This is a genomic window from Halomonas sp. MCCC 1A11062, from assembly GCF_021404355.1.
Taxonomy (GTDB): domain Bacteria; phylum Pseudomonadota; class Gammaproteobacteria; order Pseudomonadales; family Halomonadaceae; genus Halomonas; species Halomonas aerodenitrificans.
In genome coordinates this window covers 16,374-32,151 of record NZ_JABFTW010000037.1, presented here as the reverse complement: position 1 = coordinate 32,151, position 15,778 = coordinate 16,374, and the positions used below count along the sequence as shown (strand labels likewise).

Below are 15,778 nucleotides of genomic sequence, written 5' to 3'. Positions count from 1 at the left end.
TGGGGGCGGCAATGCGTAAGCTGATCCATATCGCTTACGGGGTCCTCAAGACGCAAACCGAATATCGGCCACAAACCGCCTGATAGGGCATTTGTGGCCGGTTAGGAGAGATGGTATCTAAGAGGGACTCGCCATGAACGCCGTGCAGACATCACCGTTGGCTGCCGTACTCTCGCCCGAGGCCTTTCGTGAGGCCCTGATGGCCAAGGGCGCCTATTACCATATTCACCATCCTTATCAGATCGACATGGCCGAAGGGCGCTCCACGCCGGAGCAGATCCGTGGCTGGGTGGCCAATCGCTTCTATTACCAGGTGATGATCCCGCAGAAGGACGCCGCGCTGCTGGCCAACTGCCCGGATGCCGACACCCGGCGGCGCTGGATCCAGCGCCTGCTTGACCACGACGGTCGCGATGACGACGCCGGCGGCATCAAGGCCTGGCTGACCCTGGGCGAAGCGGTGGGGCTGACCCGCGACGAGCTGTGGTCGCAGCAGCACGTCTTGCCCGGGGTGCGCTTCGCGGTGGATGCCTACGTCAATTTCGTGCGCCGGGCGAGCTGGCAGGAGGGGGCGATCTCTTCGCTCACCGAGCTGTTCGCCCCCCTGGCGCACCAGAGCCGCCTCGATACCTGGCCGGGCCACTATCCCTGGATCGACGAGGCCGGCTACGGCTACTTCCGCAAGCGCCTGAAGGAGGCACGCCGCGACGTCGAGCATGGCCTGGAGGTGGCGCTGGCGGTGTGCACCAGCGTGGAAACCCAGCAGCGCGCCCTCGATATCCTGCAGTTCAAGCTCGACGTGCTGTGGAGCATGCTCGACGCCATGACCCTGGCCTATCAGCTCGGCCGTCCGCCCTACCATAGCGTGACCGAGCGGGCCGTGTTCCATCGGGGGCTGGCATGAGCCCGGAGGTGGCTCCGGCGCTGCGCCGCGGCTGGCGGCTGCAGTGGGAGCCCGCCCAGCAACGCCACGTCCTGCTCTACCCCGAGGGCATGGTGCAGCTCAACGAGAGTGCCGGCGCGATCCTGACGCTGGTCGATGGCCGGCGCCATGAGGCGGACATCGTGGCCGCGCTGGAGGCGCAGTTTCCCGGTACCGCGGAGATCGCCGACGATGTGGCGGCGTTTCTCGCCGAGGCCGGGCGCCAGGGCTGGCTGGAGGCGAGCCCATGAGCCTTGCCGCGTCCCCGCAAGCGATCGACCCGCCGCTGTGGCTGCTGGCTGAGCTGACCTATCGTTGCCCGCTGCAGTGTCCCTACTGCTCCAACCCGCTCGACTTCGCCCGCTACCGTGAGGAACTCGACACCGACGCCTGGATCGATGTGCTGCGCCAGGCGCGGGCCATGGGCGCCGTGCAGCTCGGTTTCTCCGGGGGCGAGCCGTTGGTGCGGCGCGACCTGGAGGTGCTGGTCGCCGAGGCGCGGCGGCTCGGCTTCTACACCAACCTGATCACTTCCGGGGTGGGGCTGGACGGCGCCCGAATCGAGGCGTTGCGCGAAGCGGGGCTGGATCACATCCAGATCAGCCTGCAGGCCGCGGATGACGAGCTGGCCGCCGCCGTGGCGGGCTCGGCCAAGGCCCATGCCGCCAAGCTGGCCATGGCACGGGCGGTCAAGGCGGCCGGCTATCCCATGGTGCTCAACGTGGTACTGCATCGCCACAACATCGACGACACCGACCGGCTGATCGCCCTGTGCGACGAGCTGGGGGCGGACGTCGTGGAGCTGGCCAGCTGCCAGTACTACGGCTGGGCCAAGCTCAACCGCGCCGGACTGCTGCCGAGCCGTGCTCAGGTCGAGCGTGCCGAGGCGGTAACGCAGCGCTGGCGCGAGCGTCTCGCCGAGCGCGGGAGGGAGATGCGCCTGCTGTTCGTGGTACCCGACTACTTTGCCGAGCGCCCCAAGGCGTGCATGGGCGGCTGGGGGGCGATCTTCATGACCGTAGCGCCGGACGGCAGCGTGTTGCCGTGTCATAGTGCACGTGAGCTACCCATGGCCTTTCCCCAGGTGCGCGACGGCTCGCTCGAGGAGATCTGGTACGCCAGCGAAGCGTTCAACCGCTTTCGCGGCGACGCCTGGATGCCCGAGCCCTGCGGCAGCTGCAGCGAGCGCCACCAGGACCACGGCGGCTGCCGCTGTCAGGCGTTCCTGCTCACCGGCGACCCGGCGGCGGCCGACCCGGTGTGCAGCAAGTCGCCCCGGCGCGAGCTGATCGACCGGGCCGTGGCCGAAGCCGCCGATTCGGCAGGCGACATCGCAACGCTGGTGCCGAGGCAGGCAAGGCATTCGCGCACCTTCTGGCGCGGCTGAGAGTACCCGACCAAGGGCGAAGGGCGCGGGGGCCGGCCGGCTCTTACCATGACGATAATGCGCCTGCGCGAGGCGACGACATAACAAGAAGCCGCTGATCTCGGCCGTGCCTCTTTGCCGGTCAGCGTCAAGGGAGACTCGGTATGGCGTCCAGTATCAACGAGCTGCGCAAGTTCGTGGCTCCGGAGATCATCTTCGGCGACGGCGCCCGGCGCGCTGTGGCCAATTACGTGGGCACCTTCGGCGCCGAGCGGGTACTGCTGGTGTCGGACCCCGGCGTGGTGCTGGCCGGCTGGGTCGAGGAGGTGGAGGCCGATCTGGCGGAGCAGGGCATCTTCTGCCAGCGCTTCACCTCGGTCTCGCCCAACCCGCGGGCCGAGGAGGTCATGGCGGGGGCCATGGCGTACCGCGAGATGGGCGCCCAGGCCATCGTCGCCATCGGCGGCGGCAGCCCCATGGACTGCGCCAAGGGCATCGGCATCGTCGTCGCTCACGACGGTCACATCATCGACTTCGAGGGCGTCGACACCCTGCGGGTGCCCATCCCGCCGCTGATCTTCGTGCCCACCACGGCGGGTACCTCGGCGGACATCTCCCAGTTCGCGATCATCTCCGACCAGCAGCGGCGCATGAAATTTTCCATCGTCAGCAAGTCGGTGGTGCCGGACGTCTCGCTGATCGACCCCCAGGTCACCATGACCATGAGCCCCTTCCTCACGGCATGCACCGGCGTCGATGCCCTGGTGCATGCCATCGAGGCCTTCGTTTCCACCGGCAGCGGGCCGCTGACCGACGCCCATGCCCTGGAGGCCATGCGCCTGATCAACGGACATCTGGTGGCGCTGGTGCAGGCTCCCCACGATCTGGCGCTGCGTTCCCAGGTCATGCTCGGCAGCATGCAGGCGGGGCTGGCGTTCTCCAACGCCATCCTCGGTGCGGTGCACGCCATGTCGCACAGTCTCGGCGGTTTTCTCGACCTGCCCCATGGACTGTGCAATTCGCTGCTGCTCGAACACGTGGTGGCCTACAACTTCGAGGCCTCGCCGGAGCGCTTCACCCGCATCGCCGAGACGCTGGGCATCGACTGCCGCGGATTGAGCAGCACCCAGGTCAAGGCGCGGCTGATCGATCACCTGATCGAGCTGAAGCGTGCCGTGGGCCTGACGGGCAGCCTGGGCAGGCTCGGTGTCCATACCAGCGATGTGCCGTTCCTGGCCCGCCATGCGCTGGAGGATCCCTGCATCCTGACCAATCCGCGCCGCTCCAGCCCCCGCGACGTTCAGGTGGTGTACGAGGAGGCGATGTGACGCGCCAAGCGACAGGTAGCCGATGAAGAAGGCCGGCGACCCCGAGGGCTATTCGGTCAACCAGTTGCTGGGCTTGGGTCAGCAGTCGGCGCGCAAGAGCTACTACCCTGAGCTGACGGCGCGCATGGCCGAGCTCGAGGCGGAGCGCAACCGCTACAAATGGCTGTTCGAGAACGCCCTGCACGGTATTTTCCAGGCCTCGCTGGGCGGGCGCCTGCTGGCCGCCAATCCGGCGCTGGCGGCCATGCTCGGCGATGCCGACGTGGCCGCCACGCTGGCACGCTGCACGTCGCTGGAAGCGCTGTTCGCCGATGCCGAGGGGCTCGACGAGGTCTCCCGCCTGCTGCACAGGCAGGGCCACCTGCAAGGGCATACCACCTGGCTGGCCGGCTGCGACGGCAAGCGGGTGCCGGTGGCCCTGACCCTGCTGCGCAAGCCGGACCGGGGCGGTGAGATCCTGGTCGAGGGTTTCGTGGCCGACATCACCGAGCGCGAGCGCGCCCGCCAGGAACTGCTGGCGCTCAACGCCCGGCTCGAGGCCCGCGTGCGCGAGCGCACCCAGCGGCTCGAGCAGCTCAATGACGATCTGGCCGGCGAGGTGGCCGAACGCCGCCAGATCGAGGAGCAACTGCGCGCCGCCCGCGACCTGGCCCAGGAGGCCAACCGCAGCAAGGACCGCTACCTGGCGGCAGCCAGCCACGACTTGCTGCAACCGCTCAATGCGGCCCGGCTGCTGGTCTCCACTCTGCGCGAGCGTGCCCTCGACGCTGACGCGAGCCGCCTGGTCGACAGCATCCATCTCTCCCTCGAGGGAGCCGAGGAGCTGCTCACCGACCTGCTCGACATCGCCCGGCTCGACCAGGAGCGCATCCAGCCCCAGCGTGAGTGCTTCCCGCTTTCGCAGATGCTGTGCGGTCTGGTGGCCGAGTATGCCCCGCGTGCCCAGCGCAAGTCGCTGCGCTTTCGCTGCGTGGAGAGCCGCCTGTACGTCGACAGCGACCACCGCCTGCTGGGGCGGGTGTTGCGCAACCTACTCTCCAATGCCTGCCGCTACACCGACGCCGGCAGCGTACTGCTGGGCGTACGGCGCCGCGGCGACGTCGTTTCCATCGAGGTGCACGACAGCGGGCCGGGCATTCCGCCGGATCAGTTGCGGGCGATCTTCGAGGAGTATCACCAGCTCAACGCCGAGCGGGCGCGTAACCGCCAGGGGGTGGGGCTCGGGCTGGCCATCGTCGAGCGTATCTGCCAGCGGCTAGGGCTGGCGGTGTCGGTGTCCTCGACCCTGGGGCGGGGCTCGAGCTTTGCCGTCCAGGTGCCGATCTGCCGCCCGGCGCCTGCCCTGGCTGCCTCGCCGGCCTTTGCTCAGCCGGACAGTCCGCTGACGGGGCGGCGCATGCTGGTGGTGGACAACGACAGCCGCATCCTGATGGGCATGCAGGCCCTGCTCGAGCAGTGGGGCATGTGGTGCGACACTGCCCACGATTTCGACGAAGTGCTGGAGCAGCGGCTCGAGGCGCCCGACGTGTTGCTGGTGGATCTGCATCTCGATGCCGGCGAGACCGGCGACCGGCTGGTGGAGAAGCTGCGGCGGCACTGGCAGCGGCCGCACTTGCCGGCGGTGGTGATCACCGCCGACCGCTCCGAGGCTTGGCGCCGCACCCTGGCGGAGTGCGGCATCCCGCTGCTGCACAAGCCGCTGCGACCCGGCAAGCTACGCGCCGTGCTCAGTCAGTTGATCGCGCGCCAAGAGAAGGGATGAGTGAAGCTACAACCTTGGTCGTAGCCGCGTGAGCGTGCCCCGGCACTCAAGTCCTATGTTGCTGCTTTGCACCAGGCCCTAGACTGAAAGCAGGATCCCTGCCTGCTCGAGGAGTGCCATGTTGCCATTAGCGAAGTCGCATTACCCTGACCAGGCTTTGCCGGATGAGCCCCTGCGCGTGGCGCACTCCTTCGCCAAGGATCCCGAGCTGGCGGCCCAGTACCTGGCCAGCCGGCTGCTGCATCCCGATCTCGAGGGCGTGCTGTTCTTCTGTTCCGCCGAACACGATCTGCCGGCCCTGGCCACGGCCCTGGAAGCGCACCTGGGCGGCGTCAAGCTGTGCGGCTGCACCACCGCCGGGGAGCTTGGCAGTGACGGCTACTCGCGGGGCTCCATCGTGGCGGTGGGCTTCGACCGCCGGGCCTTTGCCCTCGACTATCGGCTGATCCGCGATCTCGACCGCTTCACTCTGCTCGACGCCCAGCGCATCACCGATCAGTTGATGGAACACTGCACCCGTTCGGGACTGGCGCCGCTCAAGGGGCACACCTTCGCCATGACCCTGCTCGACGGGCTCTCGACCTGCGAGGAGCAGGTGCTGCTGACCTTGACCTCGGTGCTTGCCGGCATTCCTCACTTCGGCGGCAGCGCCGGCGACGACAACCGCCTCACCGGCACGCACGTGTACGGTGAGGGCGCCTTTCATGACCGTGCCGCCGTGGTGCTGATGGTCAACACCGCGCTGGACTTCGAGGTGTTCTCGACTCACCACCTGCGACCCAGCGGCGAGAAGCTGGTGGTCACGGCGGCCGACCAGGAGCAGCGTCGGGTGATGGAGCTCAACGCCGAGCCGGCGGCCCTGGAATACGCGAGGCTGGTGGGGTGTACCCTGGAGGAGCTGAACCCCGAGGTGTTCGCGCGTCATCCGCTGGCCGTGAGACTCCACGACAAGACCTACGTACGCGCCATCCAGAGCGTCAATCCCGACCTCAGCCTGAGCTTCTACTGCGCCGTGGAGACCGGCATCGTGCTGACGGCCATGCAGGCGAGCGATCTGCTGACGGATCTCGACCGTGAAATCGCCGCCATCGAGGAGCGCCTGGGGCCGGCGGAGTGCATCCTCGGCTGCGACTGCTTCCTGCGCCGCCTGGAGCTCGAGCAGGAGGGGCGGCAGCAGGCGGCCGGAGAGTTCTACCGCCGGCGCCGCATCCTCGGCTTCAATACCTACGGCGAGCACTATAGCGGCCTGCACCTCAACCAGACCTTCAGCGGGGTCTACATAGGACGCTCCCGTGGTGACCACTGAGCGCGAACGCGAGCTGGAGCGCCAGGTCGCCAAGCTTCAGCGCATCAACGCGGCGCTGATCGAGCGGGTCGAGTCGAGCAACCTGCCGCGTACCGCGCCCTATGCCGCCTTCGAGCATGCCGCCCTGCTGGCCGAGCAGGTGCGCGAGCGAACCCGCGCGCTCAACCAGACCCTGCATGAGCTGCGTGCCAGCAACCGCCTGCTGGGCGAGGCGCGGGAGCGGGCCGAGCAGGCCAACCAGTACCTGGTCGATGCCATCGAAAGTATCACCGATGCCTTCGTGCTGTTCGGCGCCGACCAGCGCATTCGTCACTATAACAGCCGCTTCGCCGAGTTCTGGCGGCCTGCCGGTATCGAAGTGCACGCCGGTATGACCCTGGAGGAGCTGCGCCGGCTGGCGCTGAGCTCGGGGCTGGTGGTCAGCGAGCAGCTCAAGCAGCGCCAGGGGCGCACCGTCTATCAGCTCCACGACGGGCGCTGGGTGCAGGTCAATCAGCGGCCGATTCGCGGCGGCGGCAGAGTGTTCCTCTACGTCGACATCACTGAGCTCAAGCGCCATGAGCACGCCGAGCGCGAGCATGCCCTGGCGCAGAAGTCGCGCCTGTTGCAGGCCACTCTGGACAGCCTTTCCCAGGGCGTTGCCGTGGTTACCCCTCAGGGCCAGTTGGAAATGCACAACCAGCGCTTCTCGCAGCTCACCGGTCTGGCAGGGCTGACGCTGCCGTTGGCGCTGACCGAGCTGAGTCGCGCCAGCGAGTTGGTCGACCCCGCCGATGGGCAGGCCGTGCTGGCCGCCTGCGAGCGTCGGCTCAGCGACGGCCGCGTGGTGGAGGTGCGCGGCCACCCCATGCCGGGCGGCGGCCAGGTGCTGACCTACACCGACATCACCGAGCGCATTCGCCAGGCCGAGGCGCTGGCCGAGCGGGAGCGCTGGATCCGTACCATCACCGACCACGTGCCGGCGATGATTGCCTACCTGGATCGCGAGCTGCGCTACGTGTTCACCAACCGGGTTTACGAGGAGTGGTACGGCTGGCCCCACGACCTGCTGCTAGGTTCGGCGCTCGGCGACCTCCATTCGGCGGAGCACTGCGCACGCCTGATGCCCTACCTGCAGCGGGTGCTGGCGGGGGAGCGCATCAGCTTCGAACTGCCCGAACAGAATGCCGAGGGCGAGCACCGGGTGCTGCTGCGGGCCTACGTGCCGCACCGGGACAGCGACGGCAGCGTGATCGGCTTCTTCGTGCTGATCCGTGACATCACCGAGCAGCGGCGCACCTCCGAGGCGCTGCATCATGCCTATCAGAACCTCGAGCAGCGAGTGCGGGAGCGTACCGCGGAGCTGACCCGGGTCAACGCTCAGCTGCGCGAGGAGATCGAGGAGCGACTGGCCGCCGAGGGTCAGCTGCGTGAGGCCAAGACCGAGGCCGAGGCGGCCAACCTCTCCAAGACCAAGTTCCTGGCGGCGGTGAGCCACGACCTGCTGCAGCCGCTCAATGCGGCCCGGCTCTTTGTCGGCGCCCTGGTGGAGCAGGAGATGTCGCCGGCCAATCAGGAGCTGATCCAGCAGGTGGGCCATTCGCTGAAGGACGTGGAGGCGCTGCTCGGTACTCTGGTCGACATCTCCAAGCTGGACGCCGGTGTGATCACCCCCGAGATAGTACCCTTCGCCATTCGCGACCTGCTCGACGGCCTGGCGCGGGAGTATCGCCAGGTGGCCGCCAGCGAGGGCCTGGAGTTCCACTACGTGCCGTCGTCGGCGCTGGTCAGCAGCGACATCTCGCTGCTCGTCCGGGTGATCCGCAACCTGCTCAGCAACGCCGTGCGCTATACCCCTCGCGGATGCCTGCTGCTGGGCTGCCGGCGGCGTCGGGAGGGGCTCGAGATCCAGGTGCTCGATACTGGCTGCGGCATCGCCGAAGAGGAGCGCGAGCTGATCTTCCAGGAGTTTCGCCGCCTGCCCGCGGCGGCCAACGCGCGGGATCGCGGCCTGGGCCTCGGCCTCTCCATCGTCGACAAGATCACGCGCATGCTGCAACAGCCGGTGCGGGTGCAGTCGCGGGTCGGACGCGGCACCCTGTTCGGTGTGACGCTGCCCTACGCCCAGCGCGTCGAGGCCGGCGAGCGGCGCCAGCCAGTAGGATGCGTGGCCGGTCGCGAACTCGCCGGACGGCGGCTGTGGGTGGTGGACAACGACCCTTCCATCTGTCTGGCCATGCGCCACCTGCTGGAACGCTGGGGCTGCCAGGTGGTGGTCGCTGAGAGCGAGGAGCGTCTCGCCGCGCGGGTGAGCCTGGCCGACGGCGAGGCCGACGCCCTGGTGGTCGACTATCACCTCGACCACGAGCGCAGCGGGGTGGCGCTGGCGGAGCGCATCAATCAACTACGTGAGGTGCCGTTGCCGGTGCTGGTGATAACCGCCGATCACAGCCGCGAGCTGCGTCAGCGGGTGCGCGAGCTGGGCTTCCAACTGCTCAACAAGCCGGTCAAGCCGCTGCGGCTGAGAACCACGCTGCAGCAGCTGCTGGCGGAGACCCCGCTCGAATTCGTCGAGTGCCCGGATCAGGGCTTGCGCAGGTAGCGGCTGAAGTCGATGTCGCTGGCCGAGAGGATCGCCTGGACCCGATTGCTGACGCCGAGCTTGCGTAGGATCGCCGAGACGTGGGCCTTGACCGTGGTCTCGGCGATGTTGAGGTTGTAGGCGATCATCTTGTTGGATTCGCCACGGGTCATGCGCTCGAGCACCTGGATCTGCTTGCGGGTCAGGGTTTCGAGCTGTTCGGCGCTGATGCCGCGCTCGTTGGGCTCATGGGCGCGGGCGGCACTGGCACGCATGATCTCCGAAGGCAGATAGATGTTGCCCTCCAGTATCTGGGCGATGGCCTTGATCAGCTGCTCCTTGGGCGAGGACTTGGTCAGAAAGCCCACCGCCCCGCAGGAGACCGCCTGCAGCATGACGTTCTTGTCTTCCTCAGCGGAGATGATCGCCACCGGAATGGTGGGCGCCTCGTTGCGCAGCTGCAGCAGGCCGGTGAGGCCGCTCATGCCGGGCATGTTGAGGTCGAGCAGGATCAGGTCCAGGTCCTCCTCGTCGGCGGTCACGGCGAGGGTGGCGTCGAGGTCCGCCGTTTCCAGCAGCTCGCTGCCGGGAAAGCCGTCGCCGACCACCCGGGCGATGGCCTCGCGAAACAGCGGATGATCGTCGGCGATCAGGATACGGTAGCTGGGGGCTTGGTCGTGCATCTTGTCGTTATCCTTGTAGTCGTACGGCGTGGAGCGGTGGCAAAGGGCGGCAGGCGCGGGGCGGCGCTCTCCAGCGGCTGGCCGTCCGCCTCCCAGCTGTCGATACCGTCACGATACCAGTAAAGACGCTGGTAACCCGCCTCGGCCAGGCGCTTCACCGCATTCCAGGAGAGCCAGCAATCCGAACGGCACAGCACCACGATGGGGTGGCGCGGGTCGCCGCCGCTGGCCGCGCCGACCTCGTCGAGCAGGTAGCCCACCCAGTCGTGGCGGCTGTAGTACCAGTCGTCGTCGTGATGGCCGAGCCCGGTGTTGGGCAGCCACAGCGCTCCCGGTACGGAGCGGTGCGGCTCGGTCTGCAGGAAGCGGCCATGGCGAAAGGTGAGGTTGATCACGTCGATGGCGAGAGCGGGCGGGCTGGCGCCGAGCAGCTCGACCACCGTCGCGGTGTCCACCGTCTCCGCGCCCGGTGCGGTGGCGGGAGTGGGGCTGCGATAGCGGTCGATGCGATAGCCCCGCTCTGAGAACAGCAGCGGATCCTCGCCCGGGGCGGCAGCACCGGAAGTGGCCGGGCAAAGTGCCGCCAGCAGCAGGGCGGCTAGTATCCGCTTCGCTATCCTCATGGCGTGCTTCCCGTGGCCTCATATCGCTATGGGACTCTCTTTTGTCGTAAGCCGGAATTGCACCTTTGTCGCGAAGCGTAAAGCACGAAAGTACTATTCTGCCGTGACAGGCAGCTCCTTAGTCTGAAGACATGAAGACACCGAGCCTTGCCAAGTTCCTGCCGCTGGCCCGTGCTGCGCTGCTGCTCGCGCTGCTGGTCGCCGCCGACAGCCTGCGCGCCGAGCCGCCGCTGCTGCGCCTCAGCGTTCTGCAGTTCGGCACCGCCCACTGGGAGCTGGACCATCTGCAGCGCCACGGCCTCGACCGGGAAGAGGGCTTCGTGCTCGACGTGCGCCTGGTGGCCAACCTGCCGGCCTCGCGTATCGCCGTCTCCAGCGGCGACGTGGATGGTGCCGTGGTCGACCTGACCTGGGCCCAGGCGCGGCATGTGGCGGGGCACTCCTACCGCTATCTCCCCTATTCCTCGCAGATGGGCGACGTGCTGGCGGCCCCCGGGGCGCCAATACACGACATCGAAGACCTGCGCGGCAAGCGCATCGGCGTGGCCGGCGGCCCCGACAGCAAGGGCTGGGTGCTGCTGACCCGGGCGGCACAGGCCCGCGGCATGGCACTGGAGCGCGAGGCGCAGGTGCAGTTCGGCGCGCCGCCGCTGCTGAGCCAGGCCTTCCGTCGCGGGCAGTTCGACGTGCTGGTGACCTTCTGGCACTTCGCCGCCGAGCTGACCGCCGCCGGCGAGGCCGACGTGGCGCTGCCCATGGATTCGCTGCTGGCCAGCCTGGACATTCCCACCGGGCTGCCCATTCTAGGCTACGTCTTCCATGACGATTGGGCCGACGACCATCAGGCATTGGTGGCCGGCTTCGCCCGTGCCGTGGCGCGCACCAAACGGCAGCTGCGCGACGAGCCCGGCCATTGGGAGGCGCTGCGCCCGCTGATGCGTGTAAGCGACGACGCCCACTTCGCCGCGCTGCGCCAAGGCTATGTGCAGGGCATTCCCGAACCGCTGGACGAAGCGCGGGTGGCGGCGCTGCAACGGCTGCTGGTCATGGCCGGCAGCGCTGCGGAGGAGGTGATGCCCACCCGGCTCTTCGTGCTCGATCCGGGCGGCGTGCCATGAGGCGCTCGGCGCTCGCCTGCTGGGTGGTCCTGCCGCTGCTGGTGGGGCTATGGGGCGTGCTGGCCTGGCAGCTAGACACTTCCTTGCTGCCCTCGCCAGCGGCGGTGCTCAACACCCTGCAACGGGAGGCGGCCAGCGGCGAGCTGCAGCGCCACCTGGCCGTGACCCTGCAGCGGGTCGCGCTCAGTTTCCTGCTGGCGATGGCCTTCGGCACCCTGATCGGCATCGCCATGGGGCGCCTGGCCTGGCTCGATGCCCTGCTGGACCCGCTGCTGGTACTGCTGCTCAACCTGCCAGCTCTGGTGTTGATCATCCTGCTCTATGTCTGGTTCGGTCTGGTGGAGGCCGCGGCGATTCTGGCGGTGGTCATCAACAAGGTGCCCAACGTCGCCGTCACCTTGCGTGAAGGGGCGCGCAGTCTCGACCCGAGGCTGGAGCAGATGGCGCGTGCCTACGGCTTTTCTCCCCTCATGCGCCTGAGGCACGTGTGGCTGCCGCAGCTGTTTCCCTACCTGATGGCGGCGACCCGCGGCGGGCTGGCGCTGATCTGGAAGATAGTGCTGGTGGTCGAGCTGCTGGGGCGCTCCGATGGGGTCGGTTTCCAGCTGCATCTGGCGTTCCAGGTCTTCGACGTGGCCGGGCTGCTGGCCTACAGCCTGGCGTTCATCGCCATCGTGCAGCTGATCGAGCTTGGCCTGCTGCAGCCGCTGGAGCGCCGCGCCACGCGCTGGCGCCATGTCGGAGTCGAACATGCCTGAATTCGTCGTGCCGGCCGGCCACGCCATCCTGGCACCCATGAGCCTCAAGGTGGCGCCGGGCGACCATATCTGCCTGCTCGGTCCCTCCGGCATCGGCAAGACCACTCTGCTCAACCGTCTGGCCGGCCTGGAACGGGGCCAGTCGCGCCCGACGCTGCGCATCGGCTATCTGTTTCAGGAGCACCGCTTGCTGCCCTGGCGCACGCTGCGCGACAACCTGCGCCTGGTCGGGGTCGGCCGCGACCAGGTGAAACCGCTGCTGGCCCGGGTCGGGCTGGAGCAGGTCGCCGACCGCTATCCCGATCAGCTGTCGCTGGGCATGGCCCGGCGCGCCGCCCTGGCCCGCTGCCTGGCCATGCGCCCCGATCTGTTGCTGCTGGACGAACCCTTCGCCTCTCTGGACCCTCACCGCGCCGACGAGCTGAAAGGCTTGATCCGCACGCTGCTGAAGCAGTTTCCCACCATGGCCATGATCTGCGTGACCCACGAGGTGCGCGACGCCGAGGCGCTGGCCAATCGCGTCTGGTATCTGGCGGGGCGCCCCGCCCATCTGCGCTACGATGCCCGGCTCGATGCCGAGGCCCACGCCGGGTTGGCCGGCCGCCTGGAAGCGCTGGGGCGTCAGGCGACTGGCCAGCCCCTCTCGATCGAAAGCTAGGCGCTCTTCGCACAAGGCTGTGTCTGAAAAGTCGGCGAGCGAAGGTCAGACAAGGCAAAAATCAGCGAAAAGACAGAGTTTACGTAGTGTAAATGAGTATTTTGAGCTGATTTTTAACGCTGTATGGCCAAGCGCAGGCAGTTTTCAGGCATAGCCTAGTTGATAGGCATGCCAAGTAGCCTGGTCCGCTGGGGCCGAAAGCCGCCGATCGCCAGCGCGGCCAGCACCAGGGTGGTGGCCAGCGTGATGGTGGCCGCCTCGCCGTTCCACTGCAGATAAAGCGCGAAGCGCAGCGTCTCGACGGCGTGGGTGAAGGGATTGAGCAGGCACAATTGATAGATCCAGGGGCTGGCTTCCTGCATGCGCCACAGCGGATAGAGCGCCGAGGAAAGAAAGAACATCGGGAAGATGACGAAGTTCATGACCCCGGCGAAGTTCTCCAGTTGCTTGATCCAGGTGGCGATCAGCAGCCCCAGCGCGCCCAGCATCAGCGACGCCAACAGCAGCGCCGGCAAGACCGCCAGGTAACCCTCGAGCGGCGGACGCACGCCGACGCCCCAGCGGGCGATGAGCAGGAAGACGTACACTTGGGCGACCGAGACGCTGCCCATGGCCAGCAGCTTGGTCAGCAGCAGGAAGGGGCGTGGCAGCGGGCTGGTGAGCAGCACCCGCATGGAGCCCAGCTCACGGTCGTAGACCATGGAGAGCGCGCCCTGCATGGAGTTGAACAGGATGATCATGCCGCACAGCCCGGGCACGATGTATGTCTCGTAGGTGATGTAGGTCACATAGGGCGGGATGATCGACACCCCCAGCACCATGCGAAAGCCGGCGGCGAACACCACCAGCCACAGCAATGGCCGGACCAAGGCGCTGGCGAAGCGCGTACGCTGCTGCCAGAAGCGCAGCCATTCACGCTTCTGTACGCCCAGAAAGCAGTACCAGTAATCGCGCGGTGTCATGCCACGGCCTCCCGGGTCAGGCTGTGAAAGGTCTTGGTCAGGCTGGTACCGCCATGTCGGCGGCATAGCGCCTCGCCGGTTTCGTCGGCCAGCAGCCGGCCGCGGTGCAGCACCAGTACCCGATCGCCGTCGCCGACCTCCTCGATGAGGTGGGTGGCCCACAGCACGGTGAGGCCCCGTTCCCGACACAGCTCGCGCACATGGGCGTTGAGCGCTGCCCGGCTGTCGAGGTCGAGCCCGGCGGTGGCCTCGTCGAGCAGCAGCAGGGCGGGGCGGTGCAGCAGGGCGCGGGCGATCTCCACGCGGCGGCGGTGGCCGCCGTTGAGCCGGCGCACCGGCGTGCGGGCATGGGTGTCCAGCCGCTGGCGCTCGAGCTCTTCGGCGCAGCGCCGGCGGGCCTCGCGTGGCGACATGCCGTGCAGGGCGGCGTGATAGAGCAGGTTCTGCATCACGTTGAGATCCAGGTCCAGGGCGTTCTGCTGAAACACCACGCCCATGTGGCGCATCACCGCGGCAGGCTGGTGCCGTAGCGAGCGGCCGCCCAGCAGCAGATCGCCCTGCTGCAGGGCGAGCAGGCGCGTGAGCAGGCCGAACAGGGTCGACTTGCCGGCGCCGTTGGGGCCCAGCAGGGCGTGGAAACGGCCGGAGGCCAGCGTGAAGCTGACCTCCTGCAGGACGGGATCGTGTCGGTAGCGATAGCCGATACCGAGAGCTTGCACGTTCACGACTGGGTTCCCGAGGTGATCTTCACGCCCCACGGGAAGCGGCCCACGTCGATGCTCTTGATCACTTCCAGCTTGTCCACGTCGATCACCGAGACATCGCCGCTCACGCCGTTGGTGGTGAGCAGTGTCTTCTCGTCGGGGCTGAGCGCCACCTGCCACACTCGGGCGCCCACCAGCAGGTAGTCGAGCACCTCGAAGGTCTGGGCATCCACCACGGCGATATGATTGGCCGGGCCCAGGGCGACGAAGGCGTAGCGGCCGTCGGAGGTGAGCTGGATGCCTACCGGCTGGACCCGGTCCTGATTCACCCCGGGAATGCGGAAGTCGATGGTGTGGATCTCTTCGAGGCTCTCCACATCGATGATGTGCACGGTGCCGCCGATCTCCGCCGAGGCCCAAAGCAGAGCGTCGTCTCGGGTGAACTCCACGTGGCGCGGCCGGGAGCCGATCACGATGTTCTTCTCGATCTCGAAGGTCTCGGTGTTGATCCAGTGCAGCATGTTGGAGGTCTCGCTGGTATTCACCGCCCAGCGGCCGTCGTGGCTCACCCCCATGCCCTCGGGCTCGATACCGACCTCGATCTGGGCCAGCACGCGCTTGGTTTCCACGTCGAGCACGGTGACCAGAGCATCGTCCTCGTTGGCGATGTAGAGATGGCGCCCATTGGGGTGCAGGGCGAACTGCTCCGGATCCTCGCCGGAGGGCAGGGTGTCGATCACCTTGCGCGTGGCCAGATCGACCACCTGGACGGTGTCGTCATCGCTGGCACAGACGTAGAGCAGGCTCTCGTCGGGGGAGAGCAGAATGCCGCGCGGGCGCTGGCCGACGGGGAAGGTGTCCACCACTTCCAGGGTGGCCATGTCGATCACCGAGATGGTGTGATCGCGCTCGTTGGAGACGTAGGCCAGACTCTGGGCCCACAGCGGTGTGGAGAGACCCAGGGTCAGGCAGAAGGCGGCTAGGCGAGTGGCGATTTTCATGTCGATTCCTCGGTGCGGTCAGGGGGG

At 67.7% G+C, this 15,778-nt stretch carries 15 protein-coding genes; 10 read left to right on the top strand and 5 right to left on the bottom strand.

All coding sequences use genetic code 11. The annotated features are described in order from the left end of the window. Window positions 1–133 precede the first annotated feature (133 nt). The 7 genes from pqqC to HOP58_RS21970 all read left to right on the top strand — a co-directional run bounded on the left by pqqC (window position 134) and on the right by HOP58_RS21970 (window position 9,265). Complete coding sequence (gene pqqC / locus HOP58_RS22000) at window positions 134–904, top strand: pyrroloquinoline-quinone synthase PqqC (protein WP_234261731.1); 771 nt, start codon at window positions 134–136, stop codon at window positions 902–904. Next, complete coding sequence (pqqD, locus tag HOP58_RS21995) at window positions 901–1,173, top strand: pyrroloquinoline quinone biosynthesis peptide chaperone PqqD (RefSeq protein WP_010627040.1); 273 nt, start codon at window positions 901–903, stop codon at window positions 1,171–1,173. The genes pqqC and pqqD overlap by 4 nt, the downstream gene beginning before the upstream one ends. After that, window positions 1,170–2,309, top strand: coding sequence for a pyrroloquinoline quinone biosynthesis protein PqqE (pqqE, locus tag HOP58_RS21990; RefSeq protein ID WP_234253531.1), 1,140 nt, complete (start codon window positions 1,170–1,172; stop codon window positions 2,307–2,309). The genes pqqD and pqqE overlap by 4 nt, the downstream gene beginning before the upstream one ends. Before the next feature lie 143 nt (window positions 2,310–2,452). Further along, window positions 2,453–3,616, top strand: coding sequence for an alcohol dehydrogenase-like regulatory protein ErcA (ercA, locus tag HOP58_RS21985; protein WP_234261729.1), 1,164 nt, complete (start codon window positions 2,453–2,455; stop codon window positions 3,614–3,616). A gap of 22 nt (window positions 3,617–3,638) precedes the next feature. Then, window positions 3,639–5,378, top strand: coding sequence for a NahK/ErcS family hybrid sensor histidine kinase/response regulator (locus tag HOP58_RS21980; protein WP_234261727.1), 1,740 nt, complete (start codon window positions 3,639–3,641; stop codon window positions 5,376–5,378). A gap of 118 nt (window positions 5,379–5,496) precedes the next feature. Then, on the top strand, window positions 5,497–6,684 hold the full coding sequence (nosP, locus tag HOP58_RS21975; protein WP_234261726.1) for a nitric oxide-sensing protein NosP: 1,188 nt from the start codon (window positions 5,497–5,499) through the stop codon (window positions 6,682–6,684). Further along, window positions 6,671–9,265 carry a PAS domain-containing hybrid sensor histidine kinase/response regulator gene (locus HOP58_RS21970; protein WP_234261725.1) on the top strand — a complete coding sequence of 865 codons (2,595 nt, stop codon included), beginning with the start codon at window positions 6,671–6,673 and terminating at the stop codon, window positions 9,263–9,265. Before nosP ends, HOP58_RS21970 begins: the two co-directional genes overlap by 14 nt. On the opposite strand, the gene HOP58_RS21965 is transcribed toward HOP58_RS21970, so the two are convergent. Together HOP58_RS21965 and HOP58_RS21960 are read right to left on the bottom strand one after the other, a co-directional pair. Then, complete coding sequence (locus HOP58_RS21965) at window positions 9,247–9,927, bottom strand: response regulator transcription factor (protein WP_234261724.1); 681 nt, start codon at window positions 9,925–9,927, stop codon at window positions 9,247–9,249. The genes HOP58_RS21970 and HOP58_RS21965 overlap by 19 nt on opposite strands. After that, window positions 9,894–10,550, bottom strand: coding sequence for a rhodanese-like domain-containing protein (locus HOP58_RS21960; RefSeq protein ID WP_234261723.1), 657 nt, complete (start codon window positions 10,548–10,550; stop codon window positions 9,894–9,896). The genes HOP58_RS21965 and HOP58_RS21960 overlap by 34 nt, the downstream gene beginning before the upstream one ends. Before the next feature lie 131 nt (window positions 10,551–10,681). On the opposite strand from HOP58_RS21960, the gene HOP58_RS21955 reads away from it, so the two are divergent. The 3 genes from HOP58_RS21955 to HOP58_RS21945 are packed head-to-tail and all read left to right on the top strand — an operon-like array spanning window position 10,682 to window position 13,084. After that, complete coding sequence (locus HOP58_RS21955) at window positions 10,682–11,668, top strand: ABC transporter substrate-binding protein (protein WP_234261722.1); 987 nt, start codon at window positions 10,682–10,684, stop codon at window positions 11,666–11,668. Continuing rightward, a complete protein-coding gene (locus HOP58_RS21950) occupies window positions 11,665–12,426 on the top strand; it encodes an ABC transporter permease subunit (protein WP_234261721.1) in 762 nt (253 codons plus the stop codon). Before HOP58_RS21955 ends, HOP58_RS21950 begins: the two co-directional genes overlap by 4 nt. Next, window positions 12,419–13,084 carry an ATP-binding cassette domain-containing protein gene (locus HOP58_RS21945; protein ID WP_234261720.1) on the top strand — a complete coding sequence of 222 codons (666 nt, stop codon included), beginning with the start codon at window positions 12,419–12,421 and terminating at the stop codon, window positions 13,082–13,084. Before HOP58_RS21950 ends, HOP58_RS21945 begins: the two co-directional genes overlap by 8 nt. A gap of 155 nt (window positions 13,085–13,239) precedes the next feature. On the opposite strand, the gene HOP58_RS21940 is transcribed toward HOP58_RS21945, so the two are convergent. The 3 genes from HOP58_RS21940 to HOP58_RS21930 are packed head-to-tail and all read right to left on the bottom strand — an operon-like array spanning window position 13,240 to window position 15,751. Then, window positions 13,240–14,046, bottom strand: coding sequence for an ABC transporter permease (locus HOP58_RS21940; protein WP_234261718.1), 807 nt, complete (start codon window positions 14,044–14,046; stop codon window positions 13,240–13,242). Then, window positions 14,043–14,771: an ATP-binding cassette domain-containing protein gene (locus tag HOP58_RS21935; RefSeq protein ID WP_234261717.1), complete on the bottom strand. Its 729-nt coding sequence runs from the start codon at window positions 14,769–14,771 to the stop codon at window positions 14,043–14,045. Before HOP58_RS21935 ends, HOP58_RS21940 begins: the two co-directional genes overlap by 4 nt. Next, complete coding sequence (locus HOP58_RS21930; protein ID WP_234261716.1) at window positions 14,768–15,751, bottom strand: YVTN family beta-propeller repeat protein; 984 nt, start codon at window positions 15,749–15,751, stop codon at window positions 14,768–14,770. The genes HOP58_RS21935 and HOP58_RS21930 overlap by 4 nt, the downstream gene beginning before the upstream one ends. Window positions 15,752–15,778 lie beyond the last annotated feature (27 nt).

Coding starts and splice junctions, on each gene's coding strand:
- pqqC (WP_234261731.1), top strand. CDS start 134: ATGAACGCCGTGCAGACATCACCGTTGGCTGCCGTACTCTCGCCCGAG.
- pqqD (WP_010627040.1), top strand. CDS start 901: ATGAGCCCGGAGGTGGCTCCGGCGCTGCGCCGCGGCTGGCGGCTGCAG.
- pqqE (WP_234253531.1), top strand. CDS start 1,170: ATGAGCCTTGCCGCGTCCCCGCAAGCGATCGACCCGCCGCTGTGGCTG.
- ercA (WP_234261729.1), top strand. CDS start 2,453: ATGGCGTCCAGTATCAACGAGCTGCGCAAGTTCGTGGCTCCGGAGATC.
- HOP58_RS21980 (WP_234261727.1), top strand. CDS start 3,639: ATGAAGAAGGCCGGCGACCCCGAGGGCTATTCGGTCAACCAGTTGCTG.
- nosP (WP_234261726.1), top strand. CDS start 5,497: ATGTTGCCATTAGCGAAGTCGCATTACCCTGACCAGGCTTTGCCGGAT.
- HOP58_RS21965 (WP_234261724.1), bottom strand. CDS start 9,927: ATGCACGACCAAGCCCCCAGCTACCGTATCCTGATCGCCGACGATCAT.
- HOP58_RS21960 (WP_234261723.1), bottom strand. CDS start 10,550: ATGAGGATAGCGAAGCGGATACTAGCCGCCCTGCTGCTGGCGGCACTT.
- HOP58_RS21955 (WP_234261722.1), top strand. CDS start 10,682: ATGAAGACACCGAGCCTTGCCAAGTTCCTGCCGCTGGCCCGTGCTGCG.
- HOP58_RS21950 (WP_234261721.1), top strand. CDS start 11,665: ATGAGGCGCTCGGCGCTCGCCTGCTGGGTGGTCCTGCCGCTGCTGGTG.
- HOP58_RS21945 (WP_234261720.1), top strand. CDS start 12,419: ATGCCTGAATTCGTCGTGCCGGCCGGCCACGCCATCCTGGCACCCATG.
- HOP58_RS21940 (WP_234261718.1), bottom strand. CDS start 14,046: ATGACACCGCGCGATTACTGGTACTGCTTTCTGGGCGTACAGAAGCGT.
- HOP58_RS21930 (WP_234261716.1), bottom strand. CDS start 15,751: ATGAAAATCGCCACTCGCCTAGCCGCCTTCTGCCTGACCCTGGGTCTC.